This is a genomic window from Paenibacillus glacialis (assembly GCF_001637205.1).
Classification (GTDB): Bacteria; Bacillota; Bacilli; order Paenibacillales; family Paenibacillaceae; genus Paenibacillus_AQ; species Paenibacillus_AQ glacialis.
Genome location: NZ_LVJH01000015.1, coordinates 1 through 17,080, shown reverse-complemented (window position 1 = coordinate 17,080; position 17,080 = coordinate 1). Strand labels below are relative to the sequence as shown.

General features: G+C 39.5%; 18 protein-coding genes and 1 pseudogene. 1 reads left to right on the top strand and 18 read right to left on the bottom strand.

The window, feature by feature from the left end:
- Positions 1 to 18 precede the first annotated feature (18 nt).
- From PGLA_RS08905 to PGLA_RS08885, 5 genes and pseudogenes are all read right to left on the bottom strand, one after another.
- On the bottom strand, positions 19 to 1,152 hold the full coding sequence (locus PGLA_RS08905) for a glycosyl hydrolase family 8 (RefSeq protein ID WP_068531734.1): 1,134 nt from the start codon (positions 1,150 to 1,152) through the stop codon (positions 19 to 21).
- 220 nt (positions 1,153 to 1,372) lie between these two features.
- A pseudogene (locus tag PGLA_RS28855) lies at positions 1,373 to 1,888 on the bottom strand (transposase).
- 274 nt (positions 1,889 to 2,162) lie between these two features.
- On the bottom strand, positions 2,163 to 2,594 hold the full coding sequence (locus tag PGLA_RS08895) for a GNAT family N-acetyltransferase (protein ID WP_068531730.1): 432 nt from the start codon (positions 2,592 to 2,594) through the stop codon (positions 2,163 to 2,165).
- Between the two features lie 131 nt (positions 2,595 to 2,725).
- On the bottom strand, positions 2,726 to 3,289 hold the full coding sequence (locus tag PGLA_RS08890; RefSeq protein WP_068531728.1) for a nucleotidyltransferase family protein: 564 nt from the start codon (positions 3,287 to 3,289) through the stop codon (positions 2,726 to 2,728).
- A 125-nt stretch (positions 3,290 to 3,414) separates the two neighbouring features.
- The gene (locus PGLA_RS08885; protein WP_068531725.1) at positions 3,415 to 4,773 is read right to left on the bottom strand and encodes an outer membrane protein assembly factor BamB family protein; all 1,359 of its coding nucleotides are present in this window, start codon (positions 4,771 to 4,773) and stop codon (positions 3,415 to 3,417) included.
- Positions 4,774 to 4,917: 144 nt separating this feature from the next.
- On the opposite strand from PGLA_RS08885, the gene PGLA_RS08880 reads away from it, so the two are divergent.
- Positions 4,918 to 5,223 (top strand): hypothetical protein, encoded by a 306-nt coding sequence (locus PGLA_RS08880; protein ID WP_068531723.1) that lies wholly within the window; start codon positions 4,918 to 4,920, stop codon positions 5,221 to 5,223.
- A gap of 106 nt (positions 5,224 to 5,329) precedes the next feature.
- On the opposite strand, the gene PGLA_RS08875 is transcribed toward PGLA_RS08880, so the two are convergent.
- The 13 genes from PGLA_RS08875 to PGLA_RS08820 form a co-directional block, all read right to left on the bottom strand.
- On the bottom strand, positions 5,330 to 5,527 hold the full coding sequence (locus tag PGLA_RS08875; RefSeq protein ID WP_068531721.1) for a YwbE family protein: 198 nt from the start codon (positions 5,525 to 5,527) through the stop codon (positions 5,330 to 5,332).
- A gap of 94 nt (positions 5,528 to 5,621) precedes the next feature.
- Positions 5,622 to 6,086, bottom strand: a complete 465-nt coding sequence (locus PGLA_RS08870) for a MarR family winged helix-turn-helix transcriptional regulator (protein WP_084410883.1) — start codon at positions 6,084 to 6,086, stop codon at positions 5,622 to 5,624.
- Positions 6,087 to 6,148: 62 nt separating this feature from the next.
- Positions 6,149 to 6,940: a delta-lactam-biosynthetic de-N-acetylase gene (gene pdaA, locus PGLA_RS08865; RefSeq protein WP_068531716.1), complete on the bottom strand. Its 792-nt coding sequence runs from the start codon at positions 6,938 to 6,940 to the stop codon at positions 6,149 to 6,151.
- Positions 6,941 to 7,006: 66 nt separating this feature from the next.
- Complete coding sequence (locus PGLA_RS08860) at positions 7,007 to 7,459, bottom strand: VanZ family protein (RefSeq protein WP_068531714.1); 453 nt, start codon at positions 7,457 to 7,459, stop codon at positions 7,007 to 7,009.
- Between the two features lie 12 nt (positions 7,460 to 7,471).
- Complete coding sequence (gene rpiA / locus PGLA_RS08855; RefSeq protein ID WP_068531712.1) at positions 7,472 to 8,143, bottom strand: ribose-5-phosphate isomerase RpiA; 672 nt, start codon at positions 8,141 to 8,143, stop codon at positions 7,472 to 7,474.
- Positions 8,144 to 8,280: 137 nt separating this feature from the next.
- Positions 8,281 to 9,165, bottom strand: a complete 885-nt coding sequence (locus PGLA_RS08850; RefSeq protein WP_068531710.1) for a GNAT family N-acetyltransferase — start codon at positions 9,163 to 9,165, stop codon at positions 8,281 to 8,283.
- A 76-nt stretch (positions 9,166 to 9,241) separates the two neighbouring features.
- A complete protein-coding gene (locus PGLA_RS08845) occupies positions 9,242 to 9,670 on the bottom strand; it encodes a hypothetical protein (protein ID WP_068531708.1) in 429 nt (142 codons plus the stop codon).
- Between the two features lie 25 nt (positions 9,671 to 9,695).
- Positions 9,696 to 10,535, bottom strand: a complete 840-nt coding sequence (locus tag PGLA_RS08840; protein WP_068531706.1) for a P-loop NTPase family protein — start codon at positions 10,533 to 10,535, stop codon at positions 9,696 to 9,698.
- Between the two features lie 157 nt (positions 10,536 to 10,692).
- Entirely contained in the window at positions 10,693 to 11,634 is a 942-nt protein-coding gene (locus PGLA_RS08835) for a GNAT family N-acetyltransferase (protein ID WP_068531704.1), read from the bottom strand.
- A gap of 185 nt (positions 11,635 to 11,819) precedes the next feature.
- Positions 11,820 to 12,644 (bottom strand): CPBP family intramembrane glutamic endopeptidase, encoded by an 825-nt coding sequence (locus PGLA_RS08830; protein WP_084410881.1) that lies wholly within the window; start codon positions 12,642 to 12,644, stop codon positions 11,820 to 11,822.
- A gap of 254 nt (positions 12,645 to 12,898) precedes the next feature.
- Positions 12,899 to 15,340, bottom strand: coding sequence for a glycogen/starch/alpha-glucan phosphorylase (locus PGLA_RS08825; protein WP_068531703.1), 2,442 nt, complete (start codon positions 15,338 to 15,340; stop codon positions 12,899 to 12,901).
- Between the two features lie 527 nt (positions 15,341 to 15,867).
- Positions 15,868 to 16,098 carry a collagen-like repeat preface domain-containing protein gene (locus PGLA_RS29705; protein ID WP_425415367.1) on the bottom strand — a complete coding sequence of 77 codons (231 nt, stop codon included), beginning with the start codon at positions 16,096 to 16,098 and terminating at the stop codon, positions 15,868 to 15,870.
- A gap of 209 nt (positions 16,099 to 16,307) precedes the next feature.
- On the bottom strand, positions 16,308 to 17,080 hold a 773-nt coding region (locus tag PGLA_RS08820), incomplete at its 5' end, for an exosporium glycoprotein BclB-related protein (RefSeq protein WP_281197280.1).

Sequence of the window (17,080 nt, the reverse complement as noted above, 5' to 3'; positions counted from 1 at the left end):
TCCTCCTTAATGAACCTTTTAGTAAGCAAAAGCCAACAATGCCATCAGATTGTCGAAAGAGTAAACTGTCTGTGTCGATACATCTCCAAAACTACCATACAGTTGACTATTTGTATCATGAATCTGGTACTGGCTCATTCTCCTTATACTATCCTCATAAAGTTCTTTATCTCCAAGTTGAGAACCAATCATCGCTGCGATCGCATAAATAGCCGTAGATTGAATATCAGTTGTTGGTCTTCCTTCTCGATTATATTGACCATATAAAGTTCCGCTTTTAACATGTTCTTTAAGATAGCGAATACTTAATGGATTCTGTTGCTTCACTTCGGTTAGGGAGAGAACGGTAAGTAGTGATTCAACCATATTAATATTCTCGGAGCTATAGGAGTTCGTCTCATATTGATATCGAGTCTCGTAGAAGGGGAACTTATCAGTCAAATATCCATCCTGCATAATTGTTAGCATATTTGAGGTTAGTTGTTGAAGCTGATCAGAATTAATCGGGAGCTCCTGCAATGTTCTTAGATCTATATAACACAAGGTGATGAAGGCATTGGTAACATTGTATATCTCATCGTAAAAGTCATACACGTAACCATCTTTCACGCTATACTCAAAAAATCGTTTGCCGTAGAGATCAGCTTCTTCCGTATAACGAGCATCTTCGAACACACTCCCAGCTTCATGAAGTGCACGAATGATACGTAGATCATCCACTGTTGCATTCAGCGTATAGCGCTTGTTAAGCTTAGGGCTATACCGGTAACTGAATCCTGACGTAAGATTGAGGGTTTGTTTGACCCGAGCCCACTCCTTATCAAAGCTACTCTGCTGTTTAGTCATAGCGAAATAACGCATCATTAAACCCGCCGATTCACTTAGTACCTCATGCCCAGTAGCTACATTCAGTGTTTGGTCACTATCCCGATAATTCGTAAATACACCGTAACTTCCGGAAAGTTCCTTTACAATGAATTCATACAATACTTTTCGATTTTCTTCCATTTGCAAGCTATCCCCGAAGTGATCTTGCAACGTGACAGACTCCACCGAATTGTTCTTGTTCTTAGGTGTCTCGATACGCTCGTGATATATAAACAAAACAACTAATATAACTATAGATATCGGAAGAATAGCCTTTACTTTCATTTTCAAATAACTCCTTATGCAATAATACTAGTGAAAATAACGACAAAAATCATCAAAATATTCTCTTCCAATCATTGTATCTTCTACAACTCTACAAATTCTTAACAGATCGATTCTTCATAACTATTGTGAAGGTGATACCTCATTTCAACACTCATCACGAGACAGCCTACTTCCTAAAACCTAATAGCATTTTCAGAGCACCAATAATGATACATTACTACTCTCTTAAATAACATGCTTTTCTAATAATATCATTTAAAAGACATTCACTTATATTAAATCTTCTAATATTTCTAATTTTTTCTTCCATACCCTTTAGTCCATTCGAGACAAAGAGAAGGATTTCTTCCGCACCACGTTCTTTCACATCTTGGAGTAGCTCTTTCCACACGTAAGCCGACTTCGTAGGCGCAATAGCGTAAGTTAAGACTTCTTTCGAACCATCTTCTTTAATACTATGGCAAGATAAATAGCTTCTTTAGAACACTGTTTCACGCTTTACAGCAATGTAAGTAGCATCTAAATAAACGCAGATATAACGCTGAGATAGCTTACGTTTCATGAAGGCGTCGACGTGCCGGACCATCACTTTTGTCATAGTGGAAACCGTTTGAGGCGTGTAATGATGACCATACATTTTTTCATTTAAGTCAGCAATTCCCGTCATCGTCACACCCTTTTGGAACATATGAATGACGAAGGATGCCGGACTTTTATATAAGAGTACAGTCAATTCTAACCGATGTTTGCTGTTGTTCCCTTGCCCATGTCTCAACGCTATTTAATAGCTCCGTTCCAATTCTCTTACCCTTAAACTAGCCCACAAAATGATTTTCCAAATAGTTGACTGTCTTGTTCCTGTTCTTTTATGTGCCGAATCCAAAAAGGATGACCCCCTGTTCAATTCAGGGATCATCTCCTTAGCGTAGCCTAGTCTTTTTTAAAATGTCCTTTACAAAGGGTACCGTTTAAATTCTCCATCAGGTTCTTTGTCTTATACAACAAATTTATTCTTCTTCATCCTCTACTTCATATATACATTGGAATCGTTCCACCCCTGGATAGATTTCACCCAGACTGATGACAACAAACCCAATATTGCGATAAAAGTCTACCGCGTCTTCATCCGTCTCAGTCATAATTCGAGATGGTTTCTGTGCTTCAATTAACTCAAAGAATATTCCCCGTCCATACCCCTTAAGTCGATTTTCCGGCAAAATAGCCAAATGATTAACTGTAAGAATTCTCTCTTCGTCAATCTCAAAACCAATTAACCCGACTAACAACTTCTCGTCCTCAAATCCATACAACTGCAAGGACTCCTTCCCCTCATAAAGCTGTATAGCCGCGTTTAAAGACTTATCATCTGGAAAAACAGCGTAAGAGAGTAGTTCTGTCACTTCAGGTTTGCGAATATATGATTTTACGTTAACTAACATGTGTATGTATACCCCCAGCAATTTTGTTCAAGTAAATAACTTCACTACGTTACTTTAAAGGGTTTGATGAAGAATATCAAATCGGATTTACCCTTTGAGTCTAATTAAAACGCAAGAATAACTATAACATGTCACTTATTGTGAATCATCGTTTCAACCATAGTAAGCTTCGGCCAGCGTGTTAGCCATTGCTTACCTGACACTCTTGACATGAAATAGGCTGTATCCGTATATTTTGGGGATTGTCTCACCTTCAACTGAAACAAATCATCTAGACCATGAGGAGCGATGATTCGTGTATGATCTAACTCATCTAGATATACACCCACCGCCGTTGCTGTTTCTGGCCAGCGACTCATGGCGTCATCAATTGATTCATAAGGGGCCACTTGATTTCGCAGGTGCATACGAGCTTGATTCTTTACTGACCAGCAATCTTTCTTATCCGCAGAATTCAACAATTTGGTAAGAAGCTTATCTCTCTCTTCGGTAATATCTGTAGGATCATAATAGATCACATCAATGTCATTAAGTGGTGTCTCATAATCATAGCCATGAAGCACATCCCATACACGATTCCGCACATATCCTGCAGTGATACAACTCTCTGGAAGATTGAGTTCCCGAACGAGCTCCAGGTCCTTACGAACCTCATCACAATCCATTATGTTCTCTAATTGAAGTATATAATTCATGTATGATGTTCCTCACTCTGATATATAATAATATCCCAATAATTGGTGTCCGTAAGATTCGCAATTCGCAATATAAAGAGAGGGAAAATACTCCCCCTCATTTTACCAATATCCCATGAACTTGCCTACTTCAATGCGGTTGGAATGCTAAAGCCCATGAGTTTACCCTCTACTTGAATAATCGCCATCTGCCCCGTTTTTAACGTAGGACCATAGTTACGAGAACCGGTTATGATGCTAAATACAGGCTTTGTGGTCGATAAATTATAAGCATAGAATACCCCATCTGTCTGTCCCCTGTATATCCCGTTGCCATAGACATCGATCTGTGCAGCTGGATTGTCACCATTCCAACTAACCTTTTGACTGTCCTTAAGCTTCATTCCGAACATCTCTGAAGAACTTTGGAAGAACATTCTACCTTGATGAATCTTAAATAATGGCCAAAAAACTTCATAATCATCATATGGCATAATCCATTTCTGAACGGGCTTGCCCTCTAGCTTATAATTTGCGAAATCATATTTCCCAATGATATTCCCTTGAAATATATATAAGTCATTATCATTAAGAAACATCGAACCATTGATACGACTGATCAAATTTGGTTCGCCAATGTTCGTCGGGAGTTTCCATTTATAAATACGTTCAGACTTCTTCTCACCTGTCTTAACATTAAACACATTCACCGTTTTCTGATGTCCATTTAGAGAATCTGGGATCGGTTCACGCATAAAATCATTATAAATAGAATATACAAGTCCATCTTTAACAGCCAATGGGAATTCCTGATGAGAAATATCCCATAGCTTCTTCCCCGTTTGTTTATCGAAACCATCTGTTTGGATGTAAGACATGGCTCCCTGTACCACAAATGAACGAATCACTACCCCATCTGATTCTATAATATCCGTTCCTGATCCTCCCTCAGAGGATGGTTCATTAGCAGTCCAGAGAAGTTTTCCGCTCCGCAAATCAATGGAATGTGTTTTACTATCCTGAAGAACATATAATGTATCATTTCGAGGGACAAGGGTTACCTCTCCAGTTACTTTAACGGAAGATAACCATTCCTTCTGTCCAGACTTCGCGTTGAGCGCATAGATTTGACTATCTTGAGTCATACCGATCACGAGGCCTTGATGATAGACAACCACAGGTTGTAAGTTGGTACCGTACGACCAGATCTTTTTACCACTCACCGCATTAATCGCAGTCAACTGCTTGTTGGTAAAAGCGAAGACTTTGCCATCTTCAGCTGCAGCCTGTGATTGAGTTAAACCTGAGTTCGTAATCGTTTTGTCCACTGCAAAAGTCCAAGCTGCCTTTACCACGGGTACCTCTAATTTATTTGTTCCATTCTTCACGGATATGACAGCCTTCTCAGCTGATACCGTACCTGAAATAGAAAACAAACCAAGGGTAACCGTTAATGCAGCCATAATCGCTATTCTTGATTTCCACCCTCTATTCCATAATAACATCCTAGACACCCACCTTTTCTAATATTGATATCTCTCTTTAGACGCATGAATACCCATAAAGTTACAATTCCATTTTAAACAAGAATCTTTCATTCAACCGATGTATAATAAGTACTAATAACCAGATAGGGATGATTAGCAGATATGGCTTTTGGCATTAATAGAGAAGAATTATCGCAATGGAAAGCGGCCGTGAACAGAGGCGAGATTGCTTACCTCACTCATTACTGGTTCGATCCACGATTTCCTAATTTCAATACCGTTACAAAGGTCGGATGTTCTGATATGCAACGTTTGTCTGAATGGTGTATCGCTAACGATTTGCCACCTAAATATATTCACAACCGTAATCCTTTCCCTCACTTCGATCTAATCGGTCCCAAACAGAAGGAAATATTGCAGCAAGAACAATTGTGGTCACAGTTGAAACGCTTCGGAATGATGAAATAGATCCTTCCTAAAAGAAACGCAATAAAGGCAGCAAAGAACTTGAAAACCAAGTTCTTTGCTGCCTTTATGTAATCACAGGTCGGTAATTCATTATTCCTTATGAAGCTTATTTCTGAATAATATGCTGTACACGTCCAACCTGCCCACTGGTTAAACGAACTTTAATCCCATGAGGATGTTTCGGTGAATTAGTGAGAATATCCTTGACGATTCCGCGTGTTAGCTTACCCGTAGGCTGATCTTGCTTCAGTACGATATCTACTTCAAGTCCTGCAGATATGGTTGATCGTAGTTGTCCATTCATTGTTATTCACTTCCCATATGTCATTTATTCATTTCATCATAAGGAAACGATACAGGAACTGCCATCTTTATGCAAATGACGCTCCAAATAAACACTAGTGTTTATTCTCTGCTGAAAGCCCTAATTTCTTCAACAGTTCAATCGCTTGTGTCTTCTCTTCCTCATCTAGTCCCCCAACTGAATCTACGATTGTAGTCTGATGTTGAGGAAATACCTCTTCAATAAACGCCCTTCCTTCATCCGTAAGATCAGCAAATATGACACGTCTATCATCTGGAGAAGCAATTCTAACTAATAAATTTTTATTCTGCAGCTTATCCACGACATACGTAATATTTCCACTTGATATAAGGACTTTCTCACCGATCTTTTGCAGAGGTTGAGGACCCTTATGATACAACAAATCTAACACACCAAATTCCGTTGAGTTTAACCCAAAACTCTGGACACTACGAATGGAGTGTGACATGACTGAATTATAGGCACGTGCCAACACAATAAATAGATCGAGCGAAAGCTCATTATTATTCTTCGAGTTATTCTTACTTTCTTCCATCATTAAAACCTCCGAATGCATTATCTTAATGTAAAGATAATGCATTCGGAGGCCTGTTGTCAATCTTAATATGTCTTTTTCTGCATTTGAGTCAGACTTTTAAATTCATATCCCTGTTTCCTAGCATCATCGATCATCTGTGCCATCGCTTCGGTATTGTCTTTAGAAACGGAATGCAGCAATATAACGGCACCTGGATGGAGTTGATTCATAACTTGCGTGTAAGCATACTGTGAACCTCTTTGGGTAGCAGGATCCCAATCTTTATAGGCAACAGACCAGAACACATTCGTATACCCTTCTGTACGGCTAGAGGCAAGCATAGACTCATTAAAAATGCCCCGAGGAGCGCGGAGGAAAGTCATTTCCTTTTGACTTGTTAAATCGGCTACAGCCGTCTTCACCTTCACCAATTCGTTCTTCAATTGGTCGTTAGAAATCTGAGTTACATCGGGATGACTCCACGAATGATTTCCCACAATATGACCTTCAGAGACCATCCTTTGGACCAATTCTGGCTGATCTTTCACATAGTGTCCCGTCACGAAAAAGATGGAAGGAACTTTTCTTTCTTTTAGAATATCTAGAATTTTTGCTGTATAACCATTCTCATACCCATTGTCGAAGGTCAAATAGATATCTTTTTGATTCGTATCCCCAAGAAAGATGGCTCCATGCTTTTCAAGAATGCTCTTAAACCCTTCCTCATTAATCGAAGGAAGTTGTCCATTTTTACTTTTCTTGAACCCAAAGTGGTAAGCGCGTTGATCGGGGTTAGCTTCTGCTGTTGCTATGGGTTGAACGATTTCGCAAATCAATAAAAGACAACCCAAAACAAGAAAGATACGACGTTTCATTAGAGACCGGTCACCTCTGTACAAGATTTCATGGTAAATTACCAAGTTAGAGGTAATATTCCACATCTACTCATAAGATATGTACCGTTTGAATAATAGACGTAACATGCTGTAGCCTATCCATACTCCAATGACATTGAGTATCACGTCATCAACATCACAACTTCCGACTCGCAACAACATCTGAGATAGCTCTATAACGATTACGATAAGCACGAAACAAACCGTCAACATCCGATAAGACCTCAGCCTTTTGAAAAGAATTGGAAGTACCATTCCAAACGGAACAAAAACTCCGATATTACCGAATAAATTAATGATCCCAGCAGCATTTGGTTCTTTATGAATACTCCGTAAAAAGAGTCCAATGGTTTCAAAAGGAATAACATTGTACACAAGGGGTCCTCCAGCATGTCTTGAACGGCCAAAACCAATAAACATCCAATATATGAGGCACGAACTATAGAAGATAATCAGAATCCCAAGGATTCGATTACGCGTAGCCTTCGTACTAGTCAAACATACAACCCCCTACTTACGTTTCAAGACTTCTACGATGCCGTCATAATGAGCAATCACCACTAGATCTGCTCGTCCAATAAATAAACCGTTATCTACAACACCTGGAATACCTAGAATTTCATTATGAAGTTTAAATGGTAACTCAATAGATCCGAAGTTGCAATCTACAATGTAATTTCCATTGTCCGTAACGAATAACTGTTCTTCATCTGTACGCAACTGGGTTCGACAATCAAGTCTTTGAAGTGCGTTGAGTGTCCATTCTAATGCGAATGGAACGATTTCAACCGGGAGAGGGAATTGCCCTAACGTTTGGACCAACTTGCGCTCATCCGCAACTATAATCAGTCTTTTGCTGTGATGGGCAACAATCTTCTCTCTAAGAAGCGCACCACCACCACCTTTTATCAAGTCCAGATCCGAATTGACTTCGTCAGCGCCATCAATCGTTACGTCCAGACTATCTAATTCCCTAAAGGGGATAATGGGAATCCCAAGTTCTATCGCCTGTCTCTCCGATACTTTGGAGGTTGCAACTGCCTGTATAGATAGACCCTCCTTAACACGTTCCCCAATCCGTTGGATCGCCCAATATGCTGTAGAACCTGTTCCTAGCCCTACTTTCATACCATCTTCAATGTATTGCACAGCATATTCTGCTGCGATTCTCTTCATATTCACAAGATTCACACTCCTACTGAATAATGACGTTTCATAAATACAAAAGGCTGAACTTATCGAACCCCATTCCATAGAATGACTGTATGTCTTTGTTGGAATGGTTCGTACAAGCTCAGCCATAAGTTAAATTATAATCATTAAGATTTAAATACGAGGACGACAGAATCTGATCTAGGTTCATAACCAACCTTCATATAAATATGGTTAGAGATAGGATTGCTCAGATCCGTATATAAACTGGCGAATTCATAGGGACCACGTAGCATATTTCGCGTTAGTGTTGACACACATGAACCAGCATATCCTTTATTTCGGTGTTGAAATGGCGTGTATACCATATTAATGACAGCTCCGTGTAACGTGGGCCTCGTCTGTTGGGCCATGGATACGGGTTCACCATCATCCCATAAATAGATGGCAGATTGTTCTGTCCCACGCTGAGCCATGTCAATCGCATGTTTCATAGATATCGCTTCCGTAGCTTCCGTAGCGAAATCATAAATCCACTGACTCAGCAAGGGAACATCACGTAATTCTGCAGCTCTAAAGATACCTGGGCTCAACTTCACTTCTTGCACTTTCGTGCAGGCATAAATCCGCTGATCCATCTGAATCTCGTAGGATTTCCCTGTTACTTCTTTCCACTTATCCGCGAACAAACGAGCTGTCTCATGATATGCAATAATACTGGGAACATGAATGACTTCTTGATGAAGGATATGATCGATCGCTACAGAGATAGCATTAGACCGCAAGTAAACACTTTCCACCTTGTCGCTAATGTACACAATTAGATGTGCACTCGTCTTCAGTAGAACAAGTACATCTTGTTCCTCATCACTGACGATTGCCATGAATGGTAACGGACCCTCATGATGGGCATCTTTAGCCGTATGCTTAATTGATTGGACTAATCGGTATGCAATACCAAGTGGAAGATTATTAAGCACCTCATTCTCCATTAACAGTGGTTCAGCGCGATCTAAGAAATCAGACGGATCAACATAACTATGAATATGCATGATTCAATCTCCCTTCATCAGCCCATTTTTTCTACCATAACATACTAATGAGAAAAGAAAAGATGAATTGTCGCATTTAACCATTTTCGGGATTCAATAGTACCTGTTCTAATCGGTTCAACACTTCCTTTTCTTCCTCGTGAATCACTGATTCAGGTATAGCTACTCCGAATAATAACTTACCTTTCTGTTTGGCGTGCCTAATATTATGAAGCATCACATTCTCAGCTTCATATAATTTCAGTTCACCACCCTTGCCGGTTAATCGACATAGATAAGCGTGTAGATCTTGCTCCCCTACCACATATGAGGTGTGAAACAACGCTACGAGTGTTAATGAATCCTGGTCTTGCCACTGGTTTGTAATATGTACAGTATATTGTAGTGAAGTAGCACTCGCTCCATTACTCGTTGACTTCTCAGCAATAATCTGCGAATTTTTCCATGCTAGTATCCCAGCTGCACCCAGCAGTATGATCCCAACTACTAATGCAACATAAATCACTTTTGTATTCTCCTTTGTATCGTACTTAATGACCTAGTAAAGTTTGAAGGAGCTCTTGTCTCAGTTGTTCTCGATCATACTGAGAGTTATCAATCATTGTCCGAGGAAGCGACAACTCATTCATAATTCTTTGTTCCAATTGTTTTCTAGCATAAAGGACTTGTAGTGTCCCGTCCATTCCAGAATAGCCACGGACTTGCCCATAGCCTTGTTGCGTATAATAATCCATGAACCCACTTGACCACTCTGTTGGTCGTTCTTCCACAGCTTTCTTGAAAGTAATATCATATTCCTTCTGATCCATGTAGATTAGCATCGGATTTAGGGAACTAATGGCTTCCTCCAATTGCCGAACATACTGAATAGATTCTTCTTCATTCCTGTTATGTTTGACCATACTTACCGTGACGGGATTCTGGATGAAACAACATTCAAACACATATATCTTTTTTTGAGCTGCAGCTGCTTCTCCGAACCTCTTCCATTTGGAAGCAATAAGCTCCATATTCCGTTCATAAGATATTTCATAAATATCCTGTTTAAAAATATCGTCATAAACAGAATTAGGTAGACGAGATTGATCATCTTGTTGCATCTTTCGATAGGACAAGAAGTAGTTACCCTCTTCGTAAAATGCCGTGCGATTGATCAATGTTTGATGACTCTTGTGTCTATCACACAATGCCTCCCACTCCTGTGGTGTGAAGATTGCAACACCTTCGTAGTCTGCTGGATGATCCACATCTCCCTCTAATACTAAATGAACGTCCTTACCTTGTTCTTTAAGAATGTCATACACCATTCGAGCACCCGTGGATTTTCCTGATCCTGGAAGACCTTCGACTAATATTAGCTTCGTATTCATGTTCAAGTCCTCACCTCTATACCATTTTAAGAAATTTCTCTTGATATAGCAAAGGGAGGGACTGATGTCATCGTTGACCTCTTTTATATTAGAATAATGACACCTTATTTAGCATAAAAAACACTCTCTATTCGAGGGTGCTCATTTAAATGTCTGTCTACTTAACTGGAACAAGCATCCTGCTGATTTCAATCGGACCAGGTACAAACCCTAAGCTATAATATACAGATTCCACTGGGTTCCCTTGCATAACATGGACCCTTAAATATGGATATAGATCTGTCAACATCGTTAACGATCTCTTAATCATGTGAGAACCCATCCCCCGTCTCCTATAATTCGGAAGAACCCCAAGTTGCTGTATCCTCGGAACCTCCTGATGCATGGACAGCAAACAAGCACCGATCAGAGCATTGTTCCTTTTATCATAGACTAAAGTAGAGGCTCTCAGTAGATGTTCACTAGCATCCTTCACCATAGATTGGGTTTCCGTTATATATTGACTAATGGACTTAGGTTTACTATTCATTCCACGTATACTATCTGTGTAACATCTATAGAAAAGGTGTCCGATTTCCTTATCATTCGTCAATGCACGTGTGCAAGGATCATCTTGAGTTATAGATTGGACAATTGTCATCGCCCCATCCCACTCACACTCTAAATTTTCTGTAGGTCGCTGCATCCAACGAAATCGATGCTCATCTGGCCAGAATCCCGCTCTTGCAAATAAATCCACCTGATCTTGCAGTACTTCATATACATGAATAGGTAAAGTTATATCAGACCATTTCAGCAAAACATTCTTCAGTAAATGGACAATCGTACTTTGTTCATGAAATGGTGGAATGAAATATAAAAGGCTCATTAGGTTCGCGGAGATTACCACGCCTCCGATCTTCGTCCTTCCTTTATAAATCCAGAATGGATCAATATTTCTCAGAATGGGAAGAGTCATCTCCTTGAAAATACGGACATATTCTGCGTTATAGTACACAGAGAAGAATAGTCCCCACTCCCTCTGGTCAGCCTTCTGCAAGTAAAATTGATCTGACAGCTCATAACGATCAAACGGAGTTGACCCGTTAGTAAATCCCACCGTTTCACACTCCTTTACGTATAACCTTTGCTTCAATTATAGATATCAACCATTAAACACAAATAGAACCCTCGCCAATAGGTGTGTAAACCCTCAAATTGTAGTCTTATTGAAGGATTCACCGTAGCTCAGTAGGGTTCCAACTATTAATCATATCGCTTAAATAAGTTCATATTTCTTCTTCGCTACATATTGAAGATTAATCCGCTAAATACAAACAGTATGTTCATAATGAAATGAAGAATCATTACAGGGAGCAATCCCTTAGATCGAATCGTAATTCCTCCCAATAACATGCCAAATACAGAGAACAATGCACACACACTCCAAGGAAATCCGATCGAATAATGGTACATTCCAAAACCTATACTGACTACGACTAGTCCCCACTTCTCACCTAACTCATCGACAAATCGGCTTAGAATGAGCCCTCGCCATAATATTTCCTCCAAGACGGAATTAATCAACGCAAACAAAATACCAACCCACAAAAGTGGAACTATATTGTCCTGACTAAAATCAATGACAAAACTAAATGAAACGATCACCGTACCTGATGCAATCAGTAGAAATCTCCATATTGGATCCTTCACTCCATGCCATATCAATGGAAAATAAATCGTTTCTGTAAAGTTTCCCATCTTCATATAATTTATTGTCATCTTATTAATTCTCGTAAAAAATAGGAATGGTATAATATATCCAATCAGACTCAAGCGTGAACATGAAATGATTAATTCTCTTTGCAGACCTAGCTGGTTAAGATACTCCTTTATAAATAAATTCAAACACACGAACAACCAATATCCCAATAGATATAGAACACTCAACAAGGAAACATCACGAACACCATGAGATACAGGTTTTAACAAATGAATCATGCATAGAATGAGCGCCAAACCTAAACTCATATAAACCGTTGTTAGTTGAACTGCTATTACTGTTCCCACAAAAATCACAAACATAGCCATTAAAGAAATATTCGATATTCTCTCTCTATGTATAGACATCTACGTTCTCCCCACTCTAACTATATTAAGGACATCACTATCAAATTATATATTATATACAAAAGCGATAGTTTCACATCACTATTTTCCTGATTATGGTTCAACTAGAACCCCCCATGTCTCTCTGCAAGCTTACTAGTAAAGAGATTAGTTGGCTGTTCCTCTGAATAGCAAAGAAACGGATTCTCCACTTTTCACTTAAAGTGCTCCTCCGTTTCCTTTATCATATAGATTATTCAGGTCATACGTAACTTCTACAACTTCGCTTGTAATTTTGCTTGATTTCCTTTTAATCCCCAAATTTCAGAAGCATATTTACTAATCGTACAATCACTTGAGAATTTACCAGAATGACCGATATTTAAGATGGATTTCCTTTGCCATTCCTTCGAATTACGATATGAAAGATCAATCTGCAGATGAGCATCAACATAGCTAGCAAAATCCTTGAGTACAAAATACTCGTCATTTGTACTCATAATAGAATTAAATATGTCACCAAATTCAAGTTCATTTATACCAAAGTAGCCCGGCGTAACTAATTGATCCATAACTTCTCTTACACGTGCATCTTTATGATACACATCCTTCACTACGTAACCGCCATGCTGATAATAATCAAGTACTTGCGCGGATTGTAATCCAAAGAGAAACATATTGTCGTCCCCTATCATTTCATGCATCTCCACATTAGCTCCATCCATCGTCCCCAATGTTAATGCACCGTTCATCATAAATTTCATATTCCCCGTACCAGATGCTTCCTTACTAGCCGTCGAAATCTGTTCACTGACATCTGATGCTGGAATAATCTTCTCTGCTAGCGATACGGAGTAGTTCTCTAAGAAGATAACTTTCATCTTCTGATTCACTTCTCGGTCTCGATTAACTTGATTAGCTACTACATTGATAAGTTTAATAATTCTTTTGGCGAACGAATAGCTCGGCGCTGCTTTGGCACCAAAAATAAATGTACGTGGAATCCTCTCAATAGTTGAGTTTTGTTTCATTTGAATGTACAAATACATGATGTGTAGGATGTTCATCAACTGTCGCTTGTAGCCATGCAATCTCTTCACGTGTACATCAAAGATAGAGTATGGATCAACAATGATCCCTTGTTTCTCGTGAATATAAGACGCTAATTTCATTTTGTTATGCTGTTTAATTGCTCGAGTTCGATCTTGTAAGCCGATATCCTCACTGTATTTCAATAATCCTACCATTTCTTGTGGCTCATTCATCCAACGTGTACCAATGGTATTACTAATTAAATCTGCCAACGCAGGGTTAGCATGCATCAGCCAACGACGGTGAGTAATACCATTCGTCTTATTATTAAAACGAGTTGGATACAGATCATAGAATAGCTTCATTTCCCGTTTCTTCAAAATATCCGTATGAAGAGCCGCCACGCCATTCACGCTGTAGCTACCTACGATTGCCAAGTTCGCCATTTTCAATTGCTCACCATCAATAATCGACATCTGTGGTATGATTTCAGGATGTTCTGGGTATTTCTTCATCAACATGCCACAAAATTGCTTATTGATCTCCTCAATAATCATATAAATCCTCGGAAGTAGTTCCTTCACCATGGAAATAGGCCATTTCTCAAGTGCCTCGCTTAAAGTAGTATGATTGGTATAAGATACCGTTCTTGAGGTTATATCCCACGCTTCTGCCCAACCTAAGCCCTTCACATCAATTAAAATCCTCATCAATTCAGGGATGACTAGTGTAGGATGCGTATCATTAATATGGATAGCTACCTTTTCTGGAAGATGATCTATCGTAAGTCCAAGCCTCTCAAATGTACCCAAAATACTTTGTAGACCTGCTGAACACAAGAAATATTGTTGTTTGAGTCTGAGTAGCTTTCCTTCGTACTGAGAATCATCAGGATATAAGAAATCAGAAATAGATTCAACAGAACGGTTATAATGGATGAATTTATAATAATTATTAGGACCCGACATTTCCGTATGGTCCATTGTAGACTCCGCACTCCATATCCTCAACGTATTGACATGTTCCCCACCATATCCAATAACAGGTACATCATATGGCATGGCAGTGACCGCTTCATAATTATGTGTCTCAAATACTAGTTCTTCATCTTCCTCATGAATCTCTACATTTCCCCAGAAACGAACCTCAACTTTTTTATCCGCTCTTCGAACTTCCCATTCATTCCCCTTCTGAAGCCAATAATCAGGTAGTTCTACCTGGTTACCTTCAACAATTTTCTGTTCAAATAAACCATATCTATAACGGATACCACAGCCATGTCCTGCGTACTTCAAGGAAGCTAGAGAGTCCAAGAAGCAAGCAGCAAGTCTTCCTAGCCCTCCATTACCAAGACCCGCATCTGACTCTTCTTCTTCAAGCTCCTCCAGATCCCACCCTAGTTCCTTAAGACCCTCTCGAACACACTCAAGCACACCTAGATTGAGCAGATTGTTGCCGAGAAGACGCCCTATGAGAAACTCCATTGAGAAGTAGTATACTTGTTTTTTCTGATGAAATTGGAAATTCTGATTCGTATCTGCCCAATTTTTGCCTACATATTCACGAATCATACTACTCAGAATTGTGTAGATATCCGCTTTCTGAGCTTCCTTCAATGGCTTTCCCAATTTACTGACTAGATTCTCCTGAAAAAGTAGCTTAAACGCTTCTTTGTTGTTAAACATATTCGCATACCTCCTGAGGCGATCTATTCGTTGATCTTCATTTTTTTCAAGCACGGATTAACTACAATGATAATTCAAGCATAATTCCACTCTTTAAACATTTGTAAGTGTCTTATATATAATTTTGTTATGCACAGACTTTCTTCTGACTCGCATATCAAAAAAGAAATAATCCTCCCTGTGGACAATGCTGATGATGATGAGTCTACGGTTTAACTGTTTCTCCATTATAAAGACTTCTACAATATACGTTTGAAAGGTCCATTTCGTGATGAATATCCATCACCTTTCCATTCTCATAATTTAAGGCGTAAACATAACTAATCCTCAGGATCAAAACGATCTACTTGGATTTCTGTAAGTAATAGAACCTCTGGGGGAACAAGCATGTAGGAATCACAGTACTAACCACATCAATCCTCATTAGAGACATAAAAAATGACTCCCAACGAATAATAGGAGTCAACGATTAGCACATTTTTCTATCGACAGATGGTCTCACAGTAAAGAACTCAGAATTCATGCACCTACCATACTGGACCTTTTGCTCCATTAGTATATAACCCGAGAGCTATTGTAATAGAGACTTGAATACTTCTTATTTGAATAACTAATTTATCCTTACAACAAGGTTCTATATTCACAAGAACAAACACTAATAATTCCGCCAACAATTGTTGCAGATTTGTTCCAACACCTATAACTGAGAATGGAGTTATCTCAGTTGAGACTATAGTTAATTCCAATATAGATTGAATCTCAACTCTATCCGGAATTCATTATTTTGTAGCTATATAATTATGCGTCCAGTATGCAATAAGGACTATATTCTATGGTTAGATGCAGATCAAAATAAGATAACATTCATTTAAAGGCTTTACAAAAAAACACTGTAGCCTTTAATTGTATGACTAACAGAAAAAAGACACCCTAATAGGTGTCTTAGTATAAATATATGAACTTTTTATTATTCAAGGGTGAAGCCAGCACTAATATATCCAGTGGTTGTAGTAACAACGTTAAGCCCTGTCGCCGTGGCTGAGACTACCATTAGTAAACGTGTCTGAGGGGTTACAGGAATATTCAAACCTGTTGTAATTGCATTTCCAAAATCCCCCAAGTTAACAGTTCCCGTTAGAGCTGGAAGTGTTACTGTTGCGCCTGGTATTAAAGTGAATGAGTTAGTTGGTCCTGGTCCAGCTGACTCAAACAATTGCACGACAGCCGTTACCGTAGTTCCAATAAGAGCTATTGATATGGTATTACTGAAGTAAGCAGCAATCGATGTTATCGTTCCTGCACGAGGCACGGAAAACGCAAAGTTAATAAGAGGTCCCACAGCAGTGCCCGTCAAATCAATAACGCCGCCTACAATTGAGATCCCATCGACAGAACTTCCAAATCCAACAAGACCTGCTGTTCCGACTAATCCTAGCGCAACCGTGGTCAAAGTAACGGGTCCTCCAGATGCCAGTGGTATGATCGCACCTGCACCTGTTGCACCAGTTGCTCCAGTAACTCCTGTTGCTCCTGTTGCTCCAGTAACTCCCGTTGCTCCAGTCTCTCCTGTTGCTCCAGTAACTCCTGTTGCTCCAGTAACTCCCGTTGCTCCAGTCTCTCCTGTTGCTCCAGTCTCTCCTGTTGCTCCAGTTACTCCTGTTGCCCCAGTCTCTCCCGTTGCTCCAGTCTCTCCTGTTGCTCCAGTTCCTCCTGTTGCTCCAGTACCTCCCGTTTCTCCAG

What these genes read in the sequence shown, in the direction of transcription:
- PGLA_RS08885 (WP_068531725.1), bottom strand. Translation starts at nt 4,773, where the DNA reads ATGTTATTATGGAATAGAGGGTGGAAATCAAGAATAGCGATTATGGCT.
- PGLA_RS08890 (WP_068531728.1), bottom strand. Translation starts at nt 3,289, where the DNA reads ATGAATTATATACTTCAATTAGAGAACATAATGGATTGTGATGAGGTT.
- PGLA_RS08875 (WP_068531721.1), bottom strand. Translation starts at nt 5,527, where the DNA reads ATGAATGGACAACTACGATCAACCATATCTGCAGGACTTGAAGTAGAT.
- PGLA_RS08850 (WP_068531710.1), bottom strand. Translation starts at nt 9,165, where the DNA reads ATGCATATTCATAGTTATGTTGATCCGTCTGATTTCTTAGATCGCGCT.
- PGLA_RS08895 (WP_068531730.1), bottom strand. Translation starts at nt 2,594, where the DNA reads ATGTTAGTTAACGTAAAATCATATATTCGCAAACCTGAAGTGACAGAA.
- PGLA_RS08825 (WP_068531703.1), bottom strand. Translation starts at nt 15,340, where the DNA reads ATGTTTAACAACAAAGAAGCGTTTAAGCTACTTTTTCAGGAGAATCTA.
- PGLA_RS08905 (WP_068531734.1), bottom strand. Translation starts at nt 1,152, where the DNA reads ATGAAAGTAAAGGCTATTCTTCCGATATCTATAGTTATATTAGTTGTT.
- PGLA_RS08830 (WP_084410881.1), bottom strand. Translation starts at nt 12,644, where the DNA reads ATGTCTATACATAGAGAGAGAATATCGAATATTTCTTTAATGGCTATG.
- pdaA (WP_068531716.1), bottom strand. Translation starts at nt 6,940, where the DNA reads ATGAAACGTCGTATCTTTCTTGTTTTGGGTTGTCTTTTATTGATTTGC.
- PGLA_RS08840 (WP_068531706.1), bottom strand. Translation starts at nt 10,535, where the DNA reads ATGAATACGAAGCTAATATTAGTCGAAGGTCTTCCAGGATCAGGAAAA.
- PGLA_RS08880 (WP_068531723.1), top strand. Translation starts at nt 4,918, where the DNA reads ATGGCTTTTGGCATTAATAGAGAAGAATTATCGCAATGGAAAGCGGCC.
- PGLA_RS08870 (WP_084410883.1), bottom strand. Translation starts at nt 6,086, where the DNA reads ATGATGGAAGAAAGTAAGAATAACTCGAAGAATAATAATGAGCTTTCG.